Annotated in this window: 14 protein-coding genes and 1 pseudogene; 10 read left to right on the plus strand and 5 right to left on the minus strand. The window is 41.2% G+C overall.

Annotated elements, in window-relative coordinates; genetic code table 11:
- Positions 1 to 82: 82 nt before the first annotated feature.
- Positions 83 to 994, minus strand: a complete 912-nt coding sequence (gene rarD / locus BMW59_RS08625) for an EamA family transporter RarD (protein ID WP_093050282.1) — start codon at positions 992 to 994, stop codon at positions 83 to 85.
- 240 nt (positions 995 to 1,234) lie between these two features.
- On the opposite strand from rarD, the gene BMW59_RS08630 reads away from it, so the two are divergent.
- The 4 genes from BMW59_RS08630 to BMW59_RS08645 all read left to right on the plus strand — a co-directional run bounded on the left by BMW59_RS08630 (position 1,235) and on the right by BMW59_RS08645 (position 4,309).
- A complete protein-coding gene (locus BMW59_RS08630) occupies positions 1,235 to 1,441 on the plus strand; it encodes a hypothetical protein (RefSeq protein WP_093050285.1) in 207 nt (68 codons plus the stop codon).
- Between the two features lie 152 nt (positions 1,442 to 1,593).
- A complete protein-coding gene (locus BMW59_RS08635; RefSeq protein WP_093050288.1) occupies positions 1,594 to 1,968 on the plus strand; it encodes a YisL family protein in 375 nt (124 codons plus the stop codon).
- Between the two features lie 13 nt (positions 1,969 to 1,981).
- Positions 1,982 to 2,467: a metallophosphoesterase family protein gene (locus BMW59_RS08640; protein WP_093050291.1), complete on the plus strand. Its 486-nt coding sequence runs from the start codon at positions 1,982 to 1,984 to the stop codon at positions 2,465 to 2,467.
- Between the two features lie 768 nt (positions 2,468 to 3,235).
- On the plus strand, positions 3,236 to 4,309 hold the full coding sequence (locus BMW59_RS08645) for a hypothetical protein (RefSeq protein WP_093050294.1): 1,074 nt from the start codon (positions 3,236 to 3,238) through the stop codon (positions 4,307 to 4,309).
- Between the two features lie 82 nt (positions 4,310 to 4,391).
- Here BMW59_RS08645 and BMW59_RS08650 read toward each other — a convergent pair whose 3' ends face one another.
- Positions 4,392 to 5,447, minus strand: a complete 1,056-nt coding sequence (locus tag BMW59_RS08650) for a DUF3900 domain-containing protein (RefSeq protein WP_093050297.1) — start codon at positions 5,445 to 5,447, stop codon at positions 4,392 to 4,394.
- A gap of 369 nt (positions 5,448 to 5,816) precedes the next feature.
- Between BMW59_RS08650 and BMW59_RS08655 the strand changes: the two genes are divergently transcribed.
- Positions 5,817 to 7,451 (plus strand): glutathione ABC transporter substrate-binding protein, encoded by a 1,635-nt coding sequence (locus BMW59_RS08655; protein WP_093050300.1) that lies wholly within the window; start codon positions 5,817 to 5,819, stop codon positions 7,449 to 7,451.
- Between the two features lie 52 nt (positions 7,452 to 7,503).
- Here BMW59_RS08655 and BMW59_RS08660 read toward each other — a convergent pair whose 3' ends face one another.
- Complete coding sequence (locus BMW59_RS08660; RefSeq protein ID WP_245733011.1) at positions 7,504 to 8,616, minus strand: polysaccharide deacetylase family protein; 1,113 nt, start codon at positions 8,614 to 8,616, stop codon at positions 7,504 to 7,506.
- A gap of 250 nt (positions 8,617 to 8,866) precedes the next feature.
- Between BMW59_RS08660 and BMW59_RS08665 the strand changes: the two are divergent.
- The 3 genes and pseudogenes from BMW59_RS08665 to BMW59_RS08675 all read left to right on the plus strand — a co-directional run.
- Positions 8,867 to 9,442 (plus strand): annotated as a pseudogene (locus BMW59_RS08665) (peptide-methionine (S)-S-oxide reductase MsrA); the annotation flags it as partial.
- 93 nt (positions 9,443 to 9,535) lie between these two features.
- The gene (locus BMW59_RS08670) at positions 9,536 to 10,825 is read left to right on the plus strand and encodes a glycosyl hydrolase family 18 protein (protein WP_093050306.1); all 1,290 of its coding nucleotides are present in this window, start codon (positions 9,536 to 9,538) and stop codon (positions 10,823 to 10,825) included.
- 147 nt (positions 10,826 to 10,972) lie between these two features.
- Complete coding sequence (locus BMW59_RS08675) at positions 10,973 to 13,213, plus strand: poly(ethylene terephthalate) hydrolase family protein (protein ID WP_093050309.1); 2,241 nt, start codon at positions 10,973 to 10,975, stop codon at positions 13,211 to 13,213.
- A gap of 233 nt (positions 13,214 to 13,446) precedes the next feature.
- On the opposite strand, the gene BMW59_RS08680 is transcribed toward BMW59_RS08675, so the two are convergent.
- On the minus strand, positions 13,447 to 14,643 hold the full coding sequence (locus BMW59_RS08680; protein ID WP_093050312.1) for an IS4 family transposase: 1,197 nt from the start codon (positions 14,641 to 14,643) through the stop codon (positions 13,447 to 13,449).
- Between the two features lie 320 nt (positions 14,644 to 14,963).
- On the opposite strand from BMW59_RS08680, the gene BMW59_RS08685 reads away from it, so the two are divergent.
- Positions 14,964 to 16,907, plus strand: coding sequence for an aconitate hydratase (locus tag BMW59_RS08685; RefSeq protein ID WP_093050315.1), 1,944 nt, complete (start codon positions 14,964 to 14,966; stop codon positions 16,905 to 16,907).
- Between the two features lie 22 nt (positions 16,908 to 16,929).
- On the opposite strand, the gene BMW59_RS08690 is transcribed toward BMW59_RS08685, so the two are convergent.
- Entirely contained in the window at positions 16,930 to 17,412 is a 483-nt protein-coding gene (locus tag BMW59_RS08690) for a DUF456 domain-containing protein (protein WP_093050318.1), read from the minus strand.
- A 273-nt stretch (positions 17,413 to 17,685) separates the two neighbouring features.
- Here BMW59_RS08690 and gltB point away from each other — a divergent pair, with 273 nt between their 5' ends.
- Entirely contained in the window at positions 17,686 to 22,284 is a 4,599-nt protein-coding gene (gltB, locus tag BMW59_RS08695; RefSeq protein ID WP_093050321.1) for a glutamate synthase large subunit, read from the plus strand.
- The last annotated feature ends 19 nt before the right edge of the window (positions 22,285 to 22,303 follow it).

Below are 22,303 nucleotides of genomic sequence, written 5' to 3' on the forward strand. Positions count from 1 at the left end.
GCTCCTTTACATCTTTACCTGTATTTTTGACACAAATATAAAGGAGTATTCTAAAATGTCCGTGTGGTAACTGAGCAACTGGCTATTTGGGAGTAAAGTTTGCCAGAAAAGCCGTTTTTGAAAAGGAATAAATTAATAGTCCGAGCCATATAAATGAAAAAGAGACCGCATGAACTGCTGTAAAAGGCTCTCCATAAAATATCACTCCCAGTACCAGCATGATGGTAGGTGCTATATACTGAAGAAATCCAATAAACGAAAGAGGAATTTTAAGTGCACCTATACCGAACAAAAGTAAAGGGACAGCAGTTACTGCGCCTGTTCCGGCAAGCAGAAAAGCAGTACTCGGTTCTTCAATGTAAAAGGCTGAGAACGGATTGCCGCGGATCCAAATGATGTAACTTAACGCCGCAGGCATTAATAGTAATGTTTCTATCGTCAGTCCTGTCATCGCCCCGATTTTAGTCTGTTTTTTTACTAATCCGTACATTCCGAAACTAAATGCAAGCACAAGAGCAATATAAGGTACCTCTCCAAATGAAAATGTCATAATACTGACTCCTGTGAGCGCTGAAAATACTGATATTTTCTGCCAGAAAGTCAATTTTTCTTTGAAAAACAGTACCCCAAGCAAAACATTCAGCAGAGGATTAATATAATATCCAAGACTTACCTGCACGATGTGTTCATTTGCAACTGCCCAAATAAAGAGAACCCAGTTAATACTGATAAAGAAAGCAGACAAGGCGATTCCTGCAATAATTTTAGGGTGGGTAATTAAATAGCGGATATCGTAAATGAGCTGGCTCATTTTTCTTACAGCAAAGAACATTAAAATCATAAATAAAAGTGACCAGACTATTCGATGGGCGAGCACCTCAAAAGCTGGAATGTGTTCTGTCTGTTTCCAGTATATAGGGAGAAAACCCCAGATAAGATAAGCAGATACTCCAGCTGACACGCCCTTAGTAACTTCACTTTGTCCCTGGTTCATTCGTTTTCCTCATTTCCTGTCTTCGTTAACAAAAATAAGTGTACTCTTTATTCGGGGCTGATGTAAACGATAAACGTTTTTCTTGTCAGGTCCACCGGCTGAGACTATGCTACTCTATTTATGTTTATTTAAGTAACGTCATTGATAAATGTTTTATATTTTGATATTTTCTGATATATTAGTCTTAGATAAAAAGTTATGACTGGCGATTTGAAATATATAACGGGAGGATAAAGACCTATGCACAAGGTTAATCCGAATTTAAAAAGTCTGATGAATTTACCTGAGCAAACGACAGAAGAACTGAAGAGCCGTTTCAAAAAACTGTCAAAGGATTTGGAGTTCGCCAGAAGTGCCTTTGAATTTGAAAACACTTCAGATATAAAAATGCAAATGGTCTATATTATTGAAGAATTAAAGGGGAGAAGAGATGAGACAGAGGATTAAATTTGTAATTCTCTGTTTTTTCTCAGATTTTTTGTAGCACACTTTATGAGTCTATAGTATCGGCCAGCGCCATTTTCCTTTATTATTTTACGATTTCAGTTTAAACTGTAGTTTGAACTGGAAAAATGATAAAGAAAAAAGGAGGTAAAAGGATGTTCTATACGACTCACTCCCATATTTTTACTTGGGTAGTAGCCATCGTATTATTTATTGCAGCTGTGGCGTTATTCAAAAAAGGAATGGCAAAACAGGTTAAAATCTTACATATGGCATTAAGGCTGTTTTATATCCTGATAATTATAACTGGGGGAATCTTATTCTTTCAGTTTGCAGGGATCAATCATATGCTGTACGGCCTGAAATTTGTGTCCGGACTGGCTGTTATAAGCTTTTCAGAAATGTACATGATTCGGATGAAAAAAGGCAAACCGCTGAATGGAATGCTTATCGGGCTGGTTGTTTCATTGCTGGTAACGTTGTATTTAGGGTTTGGGCTGCCTATAGGGTTTAATTTTATGCCTTTATAAAAAGGTGGTTTATATGAAAATTATAGTCGTCTCAGATACCCATATGCCTAAAAAAGGAAAAATACTTCCCGTCAGGTTAACAGAGGAATTAGCCACCGCTGACCGTATCATACATGCAGGCGACTGGCAGACTCCGGAAGTGTATAACCAGTTAAAAAAATATGGACAGATAGATGGTGTCTGCGGAAATACAGATAATGAACAAATGAGAAGAATAGTACCTGATAAAAAAGCTTTAACTATTGAGGGGTTTAAAATCGGCATTGTCCATGGCCATGGAACCGGTAAAACGACCGAAAAGAGGGCTGCAGAGTCTTTTTCTGAAAAAATGGACTGTATTATTTTCGGCCATTCTCATATACCATATTTACGTTATGTAAACAAGACTCTGTTGTTTAATCCAGGGTCTGTCATGGATAAAAGAAAGATGCCTTACTTTTCATTTGGGATTTTGACTTTGTCAGATTATATTCACGCTGAATTTATTTTCTTTTCATAAAGAGACTGAGATATAAGGATAGTAACCTGAAAGACATCCGAAACAATATTTTAAATATTGGTCGGATGTTTTTTTGTTAAAAGCAGGGATTTCAATCCATTAGATGGGCGTTTGTTTACTGTAAAAATAGAATCGTTTCTATTTAAATAAGAGTCAATTTTAATCTGCCGGTTCACTGTCGGCAAAGGCTTACTCCAAAGACCCAAGTGCAACAATCGATTAAAGGACCTTAGTAACCCCTTCACATCCTGGGCCAGATCCGTGTGGAAGTTCGCTATGTTTTCTTGAAGCGACAGAAAAAGTTAAATCACCGACTTTTAAATGCTTCATAACTCAATTCGATTTATATCGAGAAGTAGTTAATGAGACCGGAGGAAGCGAGACTGTCTCTTCCTCTGAAAGCTGCGCTCTGGAGCAGCATCCGTCGAGACAAATCGGTGAATAGTCACTGAAGCAATGCTCTTTCCTGTGGAAAAGGAAGTCAGGCAAGACCCTGCAGAGCAAAGCTCGAAGCGGCTTGCCGACTTCTCCACGGAAAGCGAGTTTGCGTAGGAATCATCAACTCCTTTATACAGATTAACTAATAAATATAAAAGCGTTCTCTAAATATAAACTCTTTTTCAGTGGCTTCGTTTTCTTTACCCAAGGGCTTCAACTGACTTCCTGAAGGAGGACGCTCTTTTTATAGTCCCTTTTCTTCCTAACAAACACTTTTTGTTGAATGGTGCATAAATTATATAGACGATTGACCATTAAGGGGAGATTATTATGCAGGGAAAAATGCGTCATTACTTTTGGGGAGTTCATACTGCCAGAGGATTCTTTTCTTTATATGAATCAAATTTACAGGATGTAGATGAAGTGGTAGTTATTAAAGGGTCGTTAAGGGTTATTAAGTCCAAAATACTGGAAACAATCGCCAAAGAAAATGCGGCCAAAGGGCATGAAGTGGAGTGTATTCATTGCGCGTCTGACAACAATGCTCTTGATGGTGTAATTATACCCGCTCTTAAAACAGCTTTTACAGTTAACGACCTGGAACATACAGGGCGCACGAAAGTGATTAATTCAGATACCATTCTTAATTTATCCCGGCTTATTGAGAAGGACATCAGACGGATGTATGTACAAAATATCAACAGGATTATTCAAAAAGCACACCGGTCTTTTAAAAGAGGTTTGGAAATCCACGATGGTTTAGAGGAAATATATATAAACAGCATGGATTTTCATAAAGCCGACAAATTGACTGGTTATTTAGTTCAGGAGATAATTGGAAAGAAACAAAACCCTGGAAAAAAAGGTCGTACAAAACACCGTTTTTTTGGTGCGTCAACTCCGCGTGGTGTAGTTGACTATATTCCTGATTTAACAGCAGATGTAAAAAAACGATATTTGATTAAAGGGCGGGCCGGGACTGGGAAATCGACCTTACTAAAAAAAGTAGCTCGTTTTAGCGATGAGGCTGGGTTTGATGTGGAAATGTATCACTGCGGTTTTGATCCCCACAGTATTGATATGGTGATTATAAGAGAGCTCGGGGTCTGTTTATTTGACAGTACCGATCCCCATGAATATTTCCCTGAACAAGAAGAGGATCAAATTATTGACCTTTATACAGAAACAGTCATGCCTGAAACGGATCAGAAATATGCAGTGGCAATCAGCGAATTAACAAAATTATATAAATCATATATGAAGCAGGGAATCACTTATCTGAAAGAGGCTAAAACGGTAAATGACCAGTTTGAGAGAAGTATTTTAAATGAAGCTGAGAATCTAAATGTAAAAGATATTTATGATGTTTGCAGAGAAGTGTTAGAAAAGCAAGGTGAAAGTTAAGATACGGACAGATAATATGAGGAGTTGGGGTAAGAGGTCAGTAACGTGTAGAAGGGAGTCCCCAAAGAATTGGGAACTCTCTTTATTTATTTAATCGTTTTATTACATTTTCAAGTGTGTCAGGCTGAAGAAATTCAACTGGAGAAGCATCTTTATCAAATGAAAATGACTCCCCTTCGATTAGTACTATGTATCTTCCGTTTTGTTTAGCGATATGTATGCTGGCACTGAAATCGGAAAGGAGGCCTTTAATGTCAATATGATCCAATTTTAATTTCAAAGGCATTTCAGGCTGATTTTCAACAAGCGGGGAAGATGCTTCAATCACCTGTTCTTCCGTCCATTTTTCCTGCATTTGTCTCTCGGCAGTATTTGACCAGGCTTCGATATATTCTTCTTCCTCAATTCTCTCTTCACTGTCTTCTTCATACGTTTCAGAAATGTACTGCTGATGAGATTCTATGACACGGTCTTTGACCATGTCCGTAATCGTCTGGGTGTATTCAACATATTTAAGAAACTCTTCAAAATATCTGGAATGGGAGGACTGATGAATTTTAAGTTCCCATTCTTCGGCCATTCCTTCCTCAGGCATATGAGGGTATTGGATGGACTTCATATTTTTAGTTGTAATAGCCATTTCAACTTTTTTAATAAGTGACTGCTCATCGGTAATAGAAGCGACTTTCTGTTCGAAGTCACATTTTAAAACAAATATATAAGGTTCATCTGAAAACTTAGTAAGTTTAGCGCGGAGAACAATAAGAGCCCCGCCCCGAATCGAACTAGTGTTCAAATAGCCTCTGACTATTTTTTCACTTTGTTCTTTGAAAGTATCTAATGAATCTGCCACCCTGAGTCTCTGAAAAAGATTATAATTTGGATTTGAATCAAGCTCGTAACCGGGTTCCACTGTAAAATATCCTATTTTAGTGGGTACTTGCTCGCTCTTAGGATGACGCTCTACTTTCCGTTTAGCTATTTTCCCTAATTCCCCGTCTAAAAAATCTTTTAACGGGCTGGATAAATAGGTCTCTTTATCCAGGGTCTGATAGTGGTTAAATACTTTTTCTGCCTCTTCTCCGCCTCCTGTTACTTTAATTACAAAGAAAGATAAATACTCTATAGTAAAGTCCATTGTGAAACCTCCGGCTCATTTTATCAACCTCAGTATTATAACATAGGCGAATAAAGACTAACGAAAAAGTCGCAATAATTTATTACAATAATTTTCCTTTAACGTAGTCTGAATCTTGTTTTAAAACATTTTAATATTATACTGTTAATTTTTTTATAATCTTATCGTTTTTTAGTGGATTATCACCAATAACCCTAACATTTAAGCGTTTTCTAAAATAAACAAATATTGTAATAAATACGAAAAAATATAATTTTCAAAAAATATTATTTACTTTCTTTTTAGAATATAGTAATTTAGGTAATGGATTTGTAATATTTTTATTATTTTATATTATAAGTTACGGACTATTTAAAGGAGGACTCTGACATGTTAAGAAGTAAAGGCTTAAAAGCAGGGATGTTTTCACTTGCTGCAGCTGTGGCGCTGGCTGGTTGTGCCAGTGAACCGGATGAAAGCGGGGAAAACACTGGGGCAGAAACACCGGAAAATAACGAAAACGAACAGAATGATGGGGGTGAAGCAGCAGGAGGAGAAGGCGGGGACTTAATTGTTGCCGTGTTATCAGATGCAAACTCTTTGGATCCTCATACCTCAAGTGACGTACCGTCCGGTAACATTCAAACCAATCTATATGAAACACTTGTCAAGTATGATGATAATATGGAATTGGAACCGGGACTTGCCGAAGAGTGGGAAGCTGTAGAAGATGATGTGTGGCATTTCCACTTGGTTGAAGGAGCAGAATTTCATGACGGGACGTCATTTAACGCAGAAGCAGTTAAGGTGAATATTGAGAGGATTCTGGATGACGAACTCGCTTCTCCGCGTAAAATTCTTTTTGAAATAGTGGAAGAAGTGAATGTGGTTGATGATTATACAGTTGAATTTGTAACTGAAGATCCATTTGCACCGCTCCCTGCTCATATGGCACACTATGCTGCCAGTATTGTAAGCCCGGAAGTGATTGAAGAGGATTATGCGAATATGGAAGACGGGGCACAGCCTGGCGACTATGTTAACGAGCATCCTTATGGTACAGGCTATTTCAAATTTGAAAGCTGGGATACAGGTGATGAACTTGTATTAACTAAAAACGAAGATTATTGGGGAGAAAATGCGAAAGTAGATACTGTCACTTTCAGTGTGGTCCCTGAGGATTTAACACGTATTGGAGAACTGGAAACGGGGGCTGCTCATATTATTGACCCGGTTACGCCAAGTGATATGTCACGTGTGGAAAATACTGATGGCATTAACGTGTACCAAAGAAATGCCGCAAGTATTACATATTTAGGTTTTAATGTGGAAAAAGAACCGTTTGATGATGAGAGAGTCCGTCAGGCGATTTCTTTAGCACTTAACAAGGAAAATATGCTGGACGGGGTTCTTGAAGGTACGGGAGATGCAGCTCTCGGTCCAGTAAATAATACTAACTTTGGCTACAGCGAAAATGTTGACCAGCTGGAGTACGACCCTGAAAGAGCAAAGGAATTGCTAGCGGAGGCAGGCTATGAAGATGGGTTTGAAACAACCATATGGACCAATGACAGCCGGGAAAGAATGGATATCGCCGAATTGGCGCAGGCTGACTTAGCTGCGATAGGAGTAGATATTGAAATTGAAGTTGTAGAATGGGGAGCCTACCTTGATCAGACTGGTGCGGGCGAGCATGATATGTTTATTCTCGGTCTATCTCTCGGGACAGGTGATGCAGATTACCCAATGCACATGCTTTTCCACTCTGAGAACGTTGGTACAGGCGGTAACAGGTCGTTCTTCGCAGATGATGAGTTTGACGCGATGATTCATGAAGCCCGTGTTGAACAGGATGAGGATACCCGTTTAGAAATGTATGAAGAAGCAACGAACTATCTTCTTGATAAATCGCCGATGGCGTTCTTGTATCACCCTGACCATATCATGGGATATTCAGACAATGTTGACGGTTTCTGGGCAGATCCATCCGGGTTATACCAATTAAAAGATGTCACCATTCAATAGTTACCAAAAAGAGTCTGGCTTTAGCCAGGCTCTTTTTAGTGATTACAAAAGATTAATCAAGTAATGTTTGGACCGTGACAAAGGTATAACCTTGCTTCTGTAGCTCATCGATAATCCTTGGGAGGGCTTCTACCGTTCCATCAAGCATCCCGGGGTTTACATCAATGTTATGTTGAAGAATAATTCCGCCCGGTTTTATATTATTTTTGACTCTGTTGAAAATCTCATCGCCTGAAAGGCCAGTCCAGTCCAAGGTATCAACAGACCACATAACAATCCGAAATCCTTTTTCCTGAAGAAAATCTTCATCAGCTCTGGTTAGTTTTCCGTATGGAGGTCTGAATAAATCAGGCAATCTGTTAACAGCTCTGCTCATACTCTGCTGGGTTTTGAAAAGTTCTTCCCTTACCTCGCTGGACTGAATAGCAGTAAGGTCAGGATGGGTGAAAGAATGGTTCCCTAATCCATGTCCTTCTTTTACAATGCGTTGCATAAGTTCAGGAAACTGATCTACCTGCCTTCCAACAACAAAGAATGTAGCAGGAACTCCTTTATCCTTTAAAATATCAAGTATTTGCGGGGTATATGTGGCGTCCGGGCCGTCATCAAATGTAAGGGCAATTTGCCTGCCGGCTGAATCTCCTGAGCCGATTCTTCTGGCAGTTCTTTTGTTAGGGTTTTGAATCGTTGTTCTTTTCGCACTTGCATCATACTCCACTCTTAACCCCAGTCTTCTTGCGACATCCACTAACGGGACGAATGTCTGGCCGTCTACGTGAATAGAGGGTGTTGCCCACGTATCTCTTTCCCACTGGTCAGTTCCTGCTTTCTGATAATCGATGTATTTCGTTCCTGTCGGGTTGGCAAAACGCGTGCCGCCTAATCGGAAAACTATTGAATCATATTTTTCATTCCAGTTTACTTCTGTCCCTGTATGCTTAAAAAACATAGCAGGCACCATCATATGTCCGTCTCGCATCACATAGTTCGTCTGGACAGGCTGGTTATCCACATAAACTGGCGCTTTAAGTAACTCAGACTCTTTCGCTGATACTGAAGCGGATAGAACAGCCAGCATTGTCAGGAATGTCACTAAAAAGACAACAGCTTTCCTTATTCCTGGCCGGCACAAAGGTCTCATGGATGGTGTTTTTTTCAGCTTCATAATATACTCCTTTTATCATCAGTTTTTTGTAAATTTAATTTGCCCACTTAAAGAAGTTTTTAATATAAAAAAGTTTGTTTGATTAAATCAGCTGGAGGTAATAAAAATGAACAAGTGATGGAATAAATTATTGGGCTTATTTTAAATCCCTTTAGAAAAGAGGTGGATAGAGATTATGGCAGACATAAAAAATGCAGGAGAAGCAGGCCTCAAAAAAGCAGTTTTTGGAATGGGCTGATTTTGGGGACCTGATGCCCAGTTTGGGTGTCATAAAGGGGTCATAAAAACTGAAGCAGGATATACAGGAGGGACAACAGCACATCCTGTATACAGGCAAATGGGTGATCATACGGAAGCTGTTCAAGTGGTTTACGATCCAGCGGAAATAACTTACGAAGAGCTTCTCAATGAATTCTGGAAAAGCCACAGCGGTAAAAAACACGGCTACGGGGGAAGACAGTACATGTCTCTTCTCGTCTGTTTTGATAACTCGCAGAAAAAAACGGCTTTTAGCGTAAAACAGAAGTGGGAGGAGATAAAAGGGCACAAGATTGAAACAGAAATTATTTCACAGAAACCTTTTTATCCAGCGGAAGACTTTCATCAAAAATATTATTTAAAACAGTATAAGTCAGCATTGGAGAAACTGTCTGAATTATATCCATCCCATAAAGGCCTGGTTCATTCAACCTTGGCTGCGCGTTTAAATGGATTTGTTAAAGGCTTTGGTACAATGGAAGGGATAAAAATAGAAATCAGCCAATCGGACGGGGCAGACGTTGAAAAAGAACGCTTGCAAGAAGCCGTTTCTTCAATTAAATGGTGAACAAGGGTTTAATCTCTCCTCTGATCATATTTACCTTCAATAAGGAATAGAGTTAAAAGAAGGTGTTTAATAGACAGCAGGGAGGGCGGTCAGTTGATCATTCATGTGGTGTCGACTGGAGAATCTTTATTTAGTATAGCCCGGGATTATGGGGTAACAGTGCAGGAAATAACAAGTGCTAACAGGCTGGACGACATGACCCCGCTTGTCGTCGGTCAGGCTCTGGTTATTCCAACTGAAGGCAGATTTCATTTGCTTGGGCGCGGAGAAAGCTTACAGATGATCAGTCAGAAATACGGGATTCCGGTCAATCAGTTAGCGGCAGTAAACCAAGTTATTCGGACTGAATTTATCCAACCGGGCCATTCATTGTATATCCCGGATTATATGCGCCAGAAACCGGCGATAGATGTAGGAGCTTATGTTGACCTTAAAATAACAGGTGAGGAGTCAGCACAGGCAGTAGATGAAGTAGGCGGGTATTTAACTTTTTTACAAATTTTCAGTTATGAACTGAATGCAGATGGATCGCTGACACCCTTAAATGACCAGGAAATTATTAATACAGCTTATCAAAATAATGTTGTTCCGTTAATGGTTATTACTAATATTGACGAGGGGGCTTTTAGCACAGAGCTTGCTTCAACAGTGCTGCAAAATGAAGACTTGCAAAACAGGATGCTCGACGAAGCGCTTGCCATAATGGATGAAAAAGGTTATTTAGGGCTTGATTTTGATCTGGAATACCTCGGCCTTGAAAATCGGGAAGCATATAATCAGCTGATGGTGCGGGCTAAGGCTAGGCTTGATGAAAAAGGTTATTTTCTTTCAAGTGCTTTGGCACCTATAGTCGAACCGGGCATGACTGGCGTTCTTTATGAAGGGCATGATTACGCCTTTCATGGAGAAACGGCTGACTTTGTCTTTCTTATGACTTATGAATGGGGATGGACAGGAGGCCCGCCAAGAGCTGTAGCACCCCTTAATGAAGTAAGGCGTGTGGTAGAATATGCTGGTTCGGTGATGCCTTACGATAAAGTGATGATGGGGATCCCGCTTTATGGATATGATTGGACTCTGCCATTTGTAGAAGGAGTATCGAGAGCAAGGGCAATTGACCATCAGGAAGCAATTCGGCTAGCCGGTGATTATAACGCGGCAATAGAATATGATGAAACGGCTCAGTCTCCATTTTTCAGGTATGTTGATGAGGAAGGAGCAGAGCATGAAGTGTGGTTTGAAGATGCGAGAAGCATACAGGCGAAATTTGATCTTGTGAAGGAGTTAGGCTTGCGGGGCGTGTATTACTGGGTGCTAGGTTGGGACTTTCCGCAAAACTGGCTGCTTCTAGAAGATAACTTTCAAATAAATAAACGGGTTTAACCCCTCTGCTCAAGGGTAATTTAATTACTTTATGAGCAGTTTTTTTTATTTTAAAAAGCATGAAGAAGTGTCACAAGACTTGGAAAAGGTCTGATATAATAGAAAATTGAGATTAATTTACAAGTGCTTAATAAGGGGATAAATGGAATGGACAGTGAGACGAAAGAACCGAATAAGTTATATAGACTTCTAATTTGGCTCAAAAGAAGAGCTGTGAAAATACCTGCGTTCGACCACAAACTTACTTACATAATTATTTCTCTTTGGCTTATTACTGCCATTGGAATTATGACAGGGGTGGCGGGTACACCCACCGGGTTAGGCAGGCATATAGATCTTGCCATCGCTTTAACTGCTCATACGCTAATATTTATGCTGGCTGCAGTTATTATCGGTTTTTTGTTCTCGGTACTATATTTGCCTATTCCAAGGTTATTTACAGGATGCTTGCTGTACAGCAGTTATATAACTTACTTTATATTAACTGAGGCCAACCTTGGTCCTTTATTTTCAGGGATTATTACAGGTGTGTGGATGGGTGTCGGTTTATGTGCAGGGTTAATTATTACTCTTCTGAAAAGCAATTTAACAGCCTGGAAAAAAACTGGTTTGTCAGTACTCCCGGCAGCTATTATCTTATTCCTGTTTTTATGGAGGCCGGAGATCGAGCATGCTGACGTAGCTGAATCATTCAGAGATAATGGCTATATTACCCCGCTGTCAGTTGAAAACCCTTCTGAACAGGGTTCGCACTCTGTTACAACATTTACATATGGAAATGGAGAGGACAATCACCGGGATGAATTTAGACATGGGGTGGAGTTAATTTCTGATTCGGTGGATGCCTCGGCCTATATTAATGAATGGAAAAGATACAGGACATTCTTCTGGGGATTTGATGAGACATCCCTCCCCTTAAATGGCAGAGTTTGGATGCCTGAGGGAGAGGGAACGTTTCCACTTGTACTTATGGTGCATGGAAATCATACGATGGAGAATTTTTCAGACGGGGGATATGGGTATCTTGGCGAACTGCTTGCGAGCAGGGGATATATTGCTGTCTCAGTAGATCAGAACTTTCTTAATTATTCTAATTGGACAGGGATTCCTTCAAATGATATGAAGTTAAGAGCATGGTTGTTGATGCATCATTTATTGCAGGTGGAGGCCTTCCATGAAACACCAGATACTCCGTTTTATGATAAGGTTGACCTCCAGCGGGTTTCTTTAATCGGTCATTCCCGGGGAGGGCAGGCTGTGGCTATGGTAGCTGATTATGAAAGATGGTTTTCTGAAGAAGATTCCTTGAATGGTATTGAAGATATCGGGATTGAAGGAGTTGTAGCGATAGCACCGACTGACCGCCAAGTAGATGATATGAGAGCGGAACTTGATAATGTGTCTTATTTGACTCTGCATGGGGCAAGAGACGGGGACGTACACAATTACCATGGTGACAGGCAATATGGACGTGTCTCGATCCCTGGGGATAACGGGCACTTTAAAGCAGGTGTCTATATCGCTGAAGCCAATCACAGCCAGTTTAATACTGATTGGGGACGGATGGATATGAGGCTTCCCGGTGGAGTTTTCCTTAACAGAGCGCAAATGATGAGTGAAGAGGAACAACGGCAGGTGGCTGAAGTATATATATCCGCTTTTCTTGAAAGTGCTGTAAAGGAGAATGACCAATATCTACCGTTGTTCAGGGATGTAAGGTATGGAAAAGAATGGCTGCCGAACACGCAATATATTACGCGGTTTGAAAACAGTGAGTTTATGCCTCTGGTTAACTATAACAGAGCGGAAAGTAAGACCGATCTTGCCGGGGGAGTAACTGCTGTAGGGGTCGGCTTCAATAAATGGGAAATACAAGCAGCTGAAAACCGCTCAGGGAATAAAAAGCGCACCCGGGGAATGGCGTTCAAGTGGGAGGATACAGCCAGATACCATTTATACTTTAATGAAGATTTCCGAGCAGACAACTTTAATAAAAGTTTTGAAAGTATACGGCTGTCTATTGCAAACAAGGACCGTGACATGGAAAAAGATGCAGGGGAAGGCTATCATGTGCCGCAGTTAGATGTGGAAATGGAAACAGTATCCGGAGAGACGGCAAGGGTTTCACTGGAGGCAGTTAAAACGATTGAACCGCCTATTGCTACTCAATATACGATAAACCCGTGGTTTGAAGACATCATGCGTGAAGGGAAATATGAGGAAGCAATCGAACCGGTCTTCCAAAACTATGAACTGCCTGTTAATCTTTTTAAGGAAGCAGTTCCTGATTTCCCAATCGAAGAAGTAGAAAGGATTTCTTTATATTTTGCTGACGGGCCTGGTGAGCTGATGATGGATGAAATTGGCTTTTTTGTCCAGCCTGACTGAATGTTATTGGAGGGGTATCCCAAAAGTCTAATTTTTGGGGCCCTCCTTTTTCGTGCAGTTAAATTTTCAATAAGGAGCGGCAGAACGCATAACGATTGCGTGTAAGTAAAATAAATACACTAATGTTAAGATATGTAAACAATGTTTTGGGTTAATTTTAAAAAAAGGCGGACGAGGCATATAATGACCTTGTTCCCTTTTTTTTCCTATTTAGCTTTCACCCAAACTTTTAGTTACTTTCTTTTTTGAACCTTAACTTTCGCCACACTACCCTGAAACTGAGGATCCTTTTTCTTCTCAATCGGCACCTTTTGTCTTCCTTTTGAGGTTTTTGATTTCTTTCGAAATAGTTGTTTAGAAAACTTGTCCCAACTGTCGTACATATTGGCGCGCATAAGAAGAAGGAATTCCCACAATGTTTTATTTGTTTTAGTTTTTAACTGAAGAATCAGGGCTAAGCAATAAGCAGTTAAAGAGAGGAACATTTGGTTCCACACCCCTTGAGGCTTGGTGCTCCATGGTTTGACCAGACTTAAATGCTGTTTAACCCATTTGAAGAACGTTTCGATTTTCCAACGGTATCTGTACAAGTCCATGATTTCCTGACTGGTTAGGTCCCACCTTGAAGTCATAAGGCGATAGAGACGGTCTTTGTCATCTTTAAACACAATAAGACGAACCGGCTTATCTGAAGAACCAAATAACACTTTTGAATCGCTTAGAATAGAGGGATGATCAACACTGTATTCTCCAATTGTCTGTACTTTAAGGCTTTGTGTGATGCGGGCGACAAAGAGAAGGTTCTTGTCTAACCAGGTTTTAAGATTTTGCTTAGATGGATAGCCCCGATCCATTAGGTAAGTCGTGCCTAAATCTTCAATAAGTTCGTCTGAACTCTCAAAGTCACTTACATTTCCTGTCGAGGGAAGAATTTTATCAGGATAACAGCTGTCTTCTGAAACCACTCTCACACGCGTATGCATTTTGACCACGTGCCATTCCTTTGACACATAAGCCCACTTACAAAGTCCCGAAGGAAGCTTGAGATGCGTGGAATCCACGATGCTTAACTGACCTATTTTCTTAGTGATTCCTTTTTCCTTTTGAGTAAGCTCTTGAAGCATACTGACGACTTTCAGAAAGAGGTCCTGTGCCCATTCAGTTGGTAAATCATTAATTCTCCGGCTAATTTGACTGCCGCTTATTGTTTCTAAATCTAACGATTTTTTGAGAGAGCGATTAGCCTCAAGCATCCACTCCATATGCTGGTACGAGCGCCAGTTATCAAGATTAGCAGCGATAAATATTTTCATTAAAGCTTCTGCCGATAGCTTGTCGTTTCCGTAATTCAACAGAGGACATCCATAAACTTTCGAAGGAAGTAAATCTAAGCATTGACTTATGAGTGCTTTATGACCTATACTTTTCATTCTAGGTTGCTCCTTTGTAGAGGATTGGGAACAAGTATTGGTCTCTCCTCTACAATAGGAGCTTTTTTTGTGTTTGTAAACTAAAAATTACAATATATTCCATTCGTGCAAGGCTACTGGGCAGAACGCCCCTCAAACACTAATCCCCCGCAGGTTTCCTCTGAAAACGGTGTCATTTAATTCCTGATAGTAAAGTGGTCATTCCATTTAAATTGTGCAGTGTTTGAACCCAGATAAAAAGCTGGAATAGTTTTAATTTTTAGAATATAAGGAAAGGGAATATAAAGTTTATTATTTAGTATGATTTAGGAGGTTTAGTAATGGGGTTAAATGTCACTCAAAAGTTAATTAAGGAGCATCTCATATCAGGTGAAATGTCCCCGGGTGAAGAAATTGGCCTTAAAATTGATCAGACACTGACACAGGACGCGACAGGAACATTAGTAATGCTTGAATTGGAAGCGATGGAACTGGAAAGAGCCCAAACGGAAGTGTCTGCCCAGTATGTTGATCATAATATTATCCAGGTTGACAGCAAAAACCCAGATGATCACCTGTTTTTGCGGAGTGCCACAAAAAAATTCGGCATGTTTTACAGCCAGCCGGGGAATGGAGTGAGCCATCCTGTTCACATGCAAAGGCTTGCAAAGCCGGGCGCTACTTTGCTCGGTTCAGACAGCCATACGTGCGCAAACGGCAGTATGGGTATGCTGGCAATGGGAGCAGGAGGCATTGATGTGGCTATGGCGGTTGCTGGTGAACCTATTTATATTAAAATGCCTGAAGTATGGGGGGTTAGATTAGCCGGAGAACTGCCGGACTGGGTGAGTGCAAAAGATGTCATCCTGGAGCTCCTCAGGCGGCACAGTGTTAAAGGAGGCGCAGGTACTATAATTGAATATTACGGTCCAGGTCTGGCTTCTTTAAGTGCAATGGACCGCCATGTGATTGCCAACATGGGGGCCGAGCTTGGGGCGACCACCTCTGTTTTTCCATCCGACGGGGAAATAAAACGCTACATGGCTTCGCAGAAGCGGGGTGAGGAATGGAAGCCTCTAACAGCGGATACGGACGCTAAGTATGATAGACAAGAAGAAATTGACCTTTCTTCACTCGTACCCCTTATTGCAAAGCCTTCAAGTCCGGGCAATGTTGTACCCGTTGAGGAGGTAGAAGGAGAGCCGATTTACCAGTCTTATATAGGGTCCTCTGCCAATCCGGGCTACCGTGATTTTGCTGTCGTCGCAGAAATTGTAAAAGGAAAGTCAATTGCGAGCGGCGTCTCTTTTGACATTAACCCTTCTTCAAGGCAAATTCTCACAGACTTAATAAATGAAGGACATATTACAAGTCTTCTTTCGGCAGGGGGAAGGCTTCATCAGGCAGGTTGTAACGGGTGTATTGGAATGGGGCAGGCACCTGCTACAGGAAGAAACAGTTTACGAACGACACCGAGAAATTTTCCAGGACGTTCAGGAACAAAAGAGGACAGCGTGTTTTTATGCAGCCCGGAAACAGCAGGAGCTTCAGCATTAACTGGTAAAATTACAGACCCGCGTAAACTTGAGCAGGATTATCCGGAAATCTCTGAGCCTGAGAAACCGGAGGTCGACCTCAGCCTTCTTGAAACGCCGGTTCCTGAAGAAGAAGCAAAACAAACAGATTTGCACAAGAGTGATAATATTACGTCGATCCCTGATATGGAACCGCTGCCTGAATTTATAGAAGTGCCGGTCCTCTTATACCTTAAAGATGATATTTCGACAGATGAAATACTCGCAGGAGGCTCCCGGGTGCTTCCGTACCGAAGCAACCTTGCGGAAATAAGCAAGTTTTCATTTGAAATAATTGATCCAAATTATTATGACCGGGCCACCGCCCTCATGGAGGAAGGCGGACATGCAATCGTTGGAGGGACTAATTATGGTCAAGGCTCCAGCAGGGAACACGCGGCGCTTGCCCCGCGGTATCTGGGGCTCAGGGTGGTACTGGTAAAAGATTTTGCAAGGATTCATTGGCAAAACCTGGTTAACTTCGGCATTCTTCCAATTACCTTCAAAGACGATGCTGATTATGACAAGCTCGAAGAAGGCGATTTTATAACACTGGAGAATATAAGGGAAGTGCTCCTGAATGAAGAGGAAATATCAGCAAAAGTCCGGTCAAAAAAACTGGACATTCCTTGCGAACACATGATGTCGAAACGTCAAATTGACATTGTGCTCGCAGGTGGATTAATAAATTGGGTGAAAGAAAGGTCGTGACTTTTCTTTTTGCTGACGAGCTCTATAAAAATATCACATCTGCTAAAAAAATTAAAATGATGATCAACTGAAGCAGGCCTTTTGCCAGTGTACTTGTTAAAAAGCCAAGCAGTGTACCGAGCGCGCTTTTAACCGACAAGCTGAATGACTTGTTTTGCAGATACTCAGCAGCAAAAACAAGTAAAAAAGGAACAACTATAATACCGAGCGGAGGAATGATGAAGCTGCCGATTATAATGCCAATCGTAGCTGCAGTCATTCCTTTTTTTGACGACCCGTACTTTTTCACAAAGTACATATTAGCCGCATAATCAGCTGCAAAGATAATAACTGTCAGCAAGACTAAAGAGCTCCATGTCCACCACGAGACAGATGCTTCAAGAAAAAAATGACTGAGAGCGACTCCTGCCCATATTAATAATACAGCTGGAATAACAGGATAAATAAGCCCCGCAAAACTTAAAATAAATAGAAATGCAATAAGAATCCAAATAAGTAAATCCACTAAATACACACCCTTCAAAGATGAAATTAAACAATAAATTGACTATACTGCTAAAAAAGCAACAATAAGCACCAATTATCAACAATATTCATGATATTTGATTGTATACCGAATTTGCAATACTTTTCTGACAGTTGGAATTAGTATAAAATATTTTTTCATGTTACACTTATCAAAATATTTAAAACATAAAAGACTTGTTTTAAATATGAAAGTCTGGTAGATTATTTTACCAAGTAATTTGATAGATTTTATTTAAGGAGGAACGCTGTCATGACACATCCAAGAATACCATCACCGCAAGGGTTATATCATCCGGAAAACGAGCATGAAGCATGCGGTATAGGTTTAATCGCTCATATTGACGGGACGAAATCTCATGATATCGTTCAAAACGCGATAACGATTCTATGTAACTTAGAGCACAGAGGAGGCCAGTCTGCAGATGTGAGCACTGGAGACGGAGCAGGTATTCTTACTCAGATCCCGCACCGTTTTTTCGAGAAACAGTTTCACAAAGAAGATTTGGAACTCCCTCCAGAAGGCGAATACGGAATAGGAATGGTGTTCTTTCCCCAAGACCATAAAAGCCGTAAAAAAAGCAAAGAAGTATTTGAAAAGATTATTAAAGAAGAGGGACAGAAAATCCTTGGCTGGCGTACGGTGCCTGTAAATGATTCATTTGTAGGTAAAGATGCCAAAAAAACAAAACCGTATATCAGGCAAGTGGTTATTCTTCCTTCTGATAATATTAAAGACCAGGATGAATTTGAAAGAAGATTGTTTATCATCCGCAAACGTACAGAAATTGAGATTTCTAAAACGACAGCTACCAACGATTTTTATATCAGCAGTTTATCTACCAGAACAGTCGTCTACAAAGGGATGCTTATCCCTGAACAGCTGGATTCATTTTATATCGACCTGAACCATCCGGATTTCAAATCGGCGATGGCCTTTGTCCATTCCCGGTTCAGTACGAACACATTTCCAAGCTGGAAAAGATCTCATCCGAACAGGTATACGATTCACAACGGGGAATTCAACACGATCCGCGGGAACGTTAACTGGATGAAAGCAAGGGAAAAGATGTGCGCCTCAGAATATTTCAGTGAAGAAGACCTGGAAAAAATACTTCCGGTCATCGATAAAAACGGCAGTGATTCTTCTATGTTTGATAATGCCTTTGAATTTCTCCACTTATCAGGAAGGTCTCTCGCTCATACGGCAATGATGATGGTTCCTGAGCCTTGGGCCAATGATGAAACCATCCATCCCGATAAAAGGGATTTTTATGAATATCACAGTACCTTAATGGAACCCTGGGATGGTCCGGCAGCTATCGCATTTACTGATGGAAGGCAAATTGGAGCCTGTCTTGACAGGAACGGCTTAAGGCCTGCCCGTTATTACGTAACAAAAGACGGTATGATCGTCCTTGGTTCAGAAGTAGGGGCCTTGGACATTTTTTCCGATGATGTCCTTTATAAAGACCGTCTGAAGCCCGGGAAAATGCTGCTGGTCGACTTGGAAGAAGGCAAGATTATTCCGGATGAAGAGATAAAGCTTCAGATCGCCAATGAACAGCCTTACAGAGAATGGCTTTCTGAACATATGATCCGGCTTGATGAACTGCCAAAACAGAGAGCTGTTAAAGAAATAAATGATGAAGAACAGCTTCTTGACCATCAGCTGGCATTTGGTTATACAACAGAAGAATTAAATAAGATTATTAAGCCTCTTGTTACAGGCGGAAAAGATCCTGTTGGTTCTATGGGTTATGATTCCCCGCTGGCTGTACTTTCTAAACAGCCTCAGCTGTTATTTAACTATTTTAAACAGCTTTTCGCACAAGTGACCAACCCGCCGATTGATGCGATCAGAGAAGAACTGATCACCCAAATAGGCACGACTATCGGAGGAGAAGGAAGCCTGGTTAACCCTGCACCTGAAAGCTGCAGGCACATTTGGCTCGACACCCCGATTTTAAGAAACGATCAGCTCGAAACGTTACGGAACCAGGATATGAGCGGTTTTAAAGCAGCGACCTTATCTACGCTGTTTGACGTTAGCGGAAGTCCTGGCGAAATGGAAAAAGCTCTGGACAGGCTTTTTACTGAAGCTGATCAAAAGGTTGAGGAAGGCGCTACGTTACTCATCCTCTCAGACCGGGGAGTAAATAAAGACCATGCCGCCATTCCTTCGTTATTAGCTGTTTCAGGCTTGCACCATCATTTAATCCGAAACGGCGCGCGTACAAAAGTGAGCTTGCTGCTGGAAACAGGAGAAGCCCGGGAAGTCCATCACTTTGCAAGTCTTTTAGGCTACGGAGTGGAAGCTGTTAATCCATATCTGGCCTTCGATACAATTAATCATTTGATCAACATTGAGGAAGTTGAGAATCAGCCACTGGATGAAGCGGTTAACCAATATATTAAAGCCGTCACTGACGGAATTATAAAAGTGTTATCCAAAATGGGTATTTCCACAATTCAAAGTTACCGTGGCGCCCAGATTTTTGAAGCAGTCGGCATTACTCAGGAAGTCATAGATAAATACTTTACGAGAACTGCTTCAAGACTTGGCGGAATCGGTCTTGATATCATTGAGAAAGAAACATTAATGAGGCATGAAACAGCTTTCGGAGAAGATCGCGGAGCTCAGAAAGTGCTGGAATCAGGAGACGAATTTCAATACAGGGAAAATGGAGAAGACCATCAGTATAATCCTGAAACCATTCATCTCCTTCAATATGCGTGTCGTACGAACAATTATGAGTCGTTTAAAAAGTATTCCAAATTGCTCACAGATGAAAAAAACAACTTACAGTCTCTAAGAGGCTTAGTAAAATTTAAGAAAAGAGAGCCGGTTCCTATCGAAGAAGTGGAATCAATCGAGGAAATTTGCAAAAGGTTTAAGACAGGTGCCATGTCTTACGGTTCAATTAGTGAAGAAGCACATGAAGCACTTGCAGTGGCGATGAACCGTATAGGCGGACGCAGCAATACCGGAGAAGGCGGAGAGAAAATCGAGCGTTTTACACCTGACGAAAACGGCGATTCCCGCAGAAGTTCTATCAAACAAGTGGCCTCTGGAAGATTCGGGGTTAACAGCCATTATCTTGTAAATTCAGACGAAATTCAGATTAAGATAGCTCAAGGAGCAAAACCTGGTGAAGGGGGACATCTCCCTGGCAAGAAAGTCTATCCATGGATTGCGGAAGTCCGAGGCTCCACCCCAGGTGTTGAATTAATCTCGCCCCCTCCTCATCATGATATTTATTCGATTGAGGATTTAGCAGAATTAATTCACAACCTGAAAAATGCCAACCCGCAGGCGCGGATCAGTGTCAAACTCGTTTCTGCTGTAGGGGTAGGCACCATTGCAGCCGGGGTAGCAAAAGGCCGGGCAGATCTTGTGTTAATAAGCGGTTATGACGGCGGGACAGGTGCAGCCCCAAGGACGAGTCTCAAACATACCGGGCTGCCATGGGAAATTGGCTTAGCTGAAACTCATCAAACGCTTCTGCTTAATAAGCTGCGCGACCGCATTGTAGTAGAAAGTGACGGTAAGATGATGACCGGTAGAGATGTTATTGTTGCTACTTTACTGGGCGCTGAAGAATACGGCTTCTCTACAGCACCATTAGTTGTATTAGGGTGTGTCATGATGCGGGTCTGCCATTTGGATACGTGCCCTGTCGGTGTAGCGACACAGAATCCGGAATTGAGGAAAAAATTCCCTGGTAAGGCTGACCATGTTGAAAACTTTATGTTATTTATCGCCCAGGAAGTTAGAGAACTAATGGCTGAGTTAGGGTTCCGTACCATAAATGAAATGGTTGGACGTACGGATATTCTTGAAACGAATGAGGCAATTGATCATTGGAAAGCAAAAGGTGTCGATGTATCCGCTCTCCTTCACCAGCCGCATGTCTCTGGAAATACGACACTTTATGCTTCAAAAGAACAGGATCATGGATTGGAAAGTTCACTTGATATGCAGGAACTGGTGCCAATGTGTGGAGATGCCCTTGAAGCAAAAATCCCTGTTAAAGAGACATTATCCATTCGGAATATTAATCGTGTAACTGGAACCATCCTCGGCAGTGAAATAACAAAACGTTACGGCTTGGAAGGACTGCCGGAAGATACAATCCGTTTAACTTTTAAAGGCTCCGCGGGTCAGAGTTTTGGAGCTTTTATACCGAAAGGAATGTCGTTAAAGCTGGTCGGTGATGCAAACGATTATGTAGGAAAAGGGTTATCGGGCGGCAAAATTATCGTTCGGCCTTCAAGAAAGCGTACATTTAAGCCTGAAGAAAATATAGTAGTTGGAAATGTGTGTTTCTACGGTGCTTCCGGTGGTGAAGCCTATATAAACGGCATGGCCGGAGAACGTTTCTGTGTCCGGAACAGTGGAGCTAAAGTTCTCGTAGAAGGTGTTGGCGACCATGGCTGTGAGTATATGACAGGAGGAAAAGTCATTGTCCTTGGTCCTACCGGGCGAAACTTTGCCGCAGGTATGTCCGGAGGTGTTGCTTATGTTCTCCATGAGTCTGACGAATCGTCATTTGAATCAAAATGCAACCAGGACTTAGTACATCTGGAGCAGCTGACAGATCAAGATGAAATTGATGAGTTATATAAAACGATTAAGACGCACATTGAACACACGTATAGTGATAATGCCAAGCGTATTCTAAGAAACTGGGAAGAAATGGTTCCTAAATTTGTGAAAGTTATTCCGAAAGATTACCGTAAGATCCAGAATCGTATTCAGGAATTATTAAATGAAGGCAATGACCAACATGAAGCTGAAATGCAGGCATTTGAAGAAAGCAAAATTAATGTGGAAGCACTGAAAAATTAAAAAAGGGAGGGTATCTGCT

The organism is Salipaludibacillus aurantiacus (assembly GCF_900111295.1).
Classification (GTDB): Bacteria; Bacillota; Bacilli; order Bacillales; family Salisediminibacteriaceae; genus Salipaludibacillus; species Salipaludibacillus aurantiacus.

Excerpts from the sequence above, each read along its gene's own strand:
- rarD (WP_093050282.1), bottom strand. The coding sequence starts at position 994 with ATGAACCAGGGACAAAGTGAAGTTACTAAGGGCGTGTCAGCTGGAGTA.
- BMW59_RS08630 (WP_093050285.1), top strand. The coding sequence starts at position 1,235 with ATGCACAAGGTTAATCCGAATTTAAAAAGTCTGATGAATTTACCTGAG.
- BMW59_RS08635 (WP_093050288.1), top strand. The coding sequence starts at position 1,594 with ATGTTCTATACGACTCACTCCCATATTTTTACTTGGGTAGTAGCCATC.
- BMW59_RS08640 (WP_093050291.1), top strand. The coding sequence starts at position 1,982 with ATGAAAATTATAGTCGTCTCAGATACCCATATGCCTAAAAAAGGAAAA.
- BMW59_RS08645 (WP_093050294.1), top strand. The coding sequence starts at position 3,236 with ATGCAGGGAAAAATGCGTCATTACTTTTGGGGAGTTCATACTGCCAGA.
- BMW59_RS08650 (WP_093050297.1), bottom strand. The coding sequence starts at position 5,447 with ATGGACTTTACTATAGAGTATTTATCTTTCTTTGTAATTAAAGTAACA.
- BMW59_RS08655 (WP_093050300.1), top strand. The coding sequence starts at position 5,817 with ATGTTAAGAAGTAAAGGCTTAAAAGCAGGGATGTTTTCACTTGCTGCA.
- BMW59_RS08660 (WP_245733011.1), bottom strand. The coding sequence starts at position 8,616 with ATGAAGCTGAAAAAAACACCATCCATGAGACCTTTGTGCCGGCCAGGA.
- BMW59_RS08675 (WP_093050309.1), top strand. The coding sequence starts at position 10,973 with ATGGACAGTGAGACGAAAGAACCGAATAAGTTATATAGACTTCTAATT.
- BMW59_RS08680 (WP_093050312.1), bottom strand. The coding sequence starts at position 14,643 with ATGAAAAGTATAGGTCATAAAGCACTCATAAGTCAATGCTTAGATTTA.
- BMW59_RS08685 (WP_093050315.1), top strand. The coding sequence starts at position 14,964 with ATGGGGTTAAATGTCACTCAAAAGTTAATTAAGGAGCATCTCATATCA.
- gltB (WP_093050321.1), top strand. The coding sequence starts at position 17,686 with ATGACACATCCAAGAATACCATCACCGCAAGGGTTATATCATCCGGAA.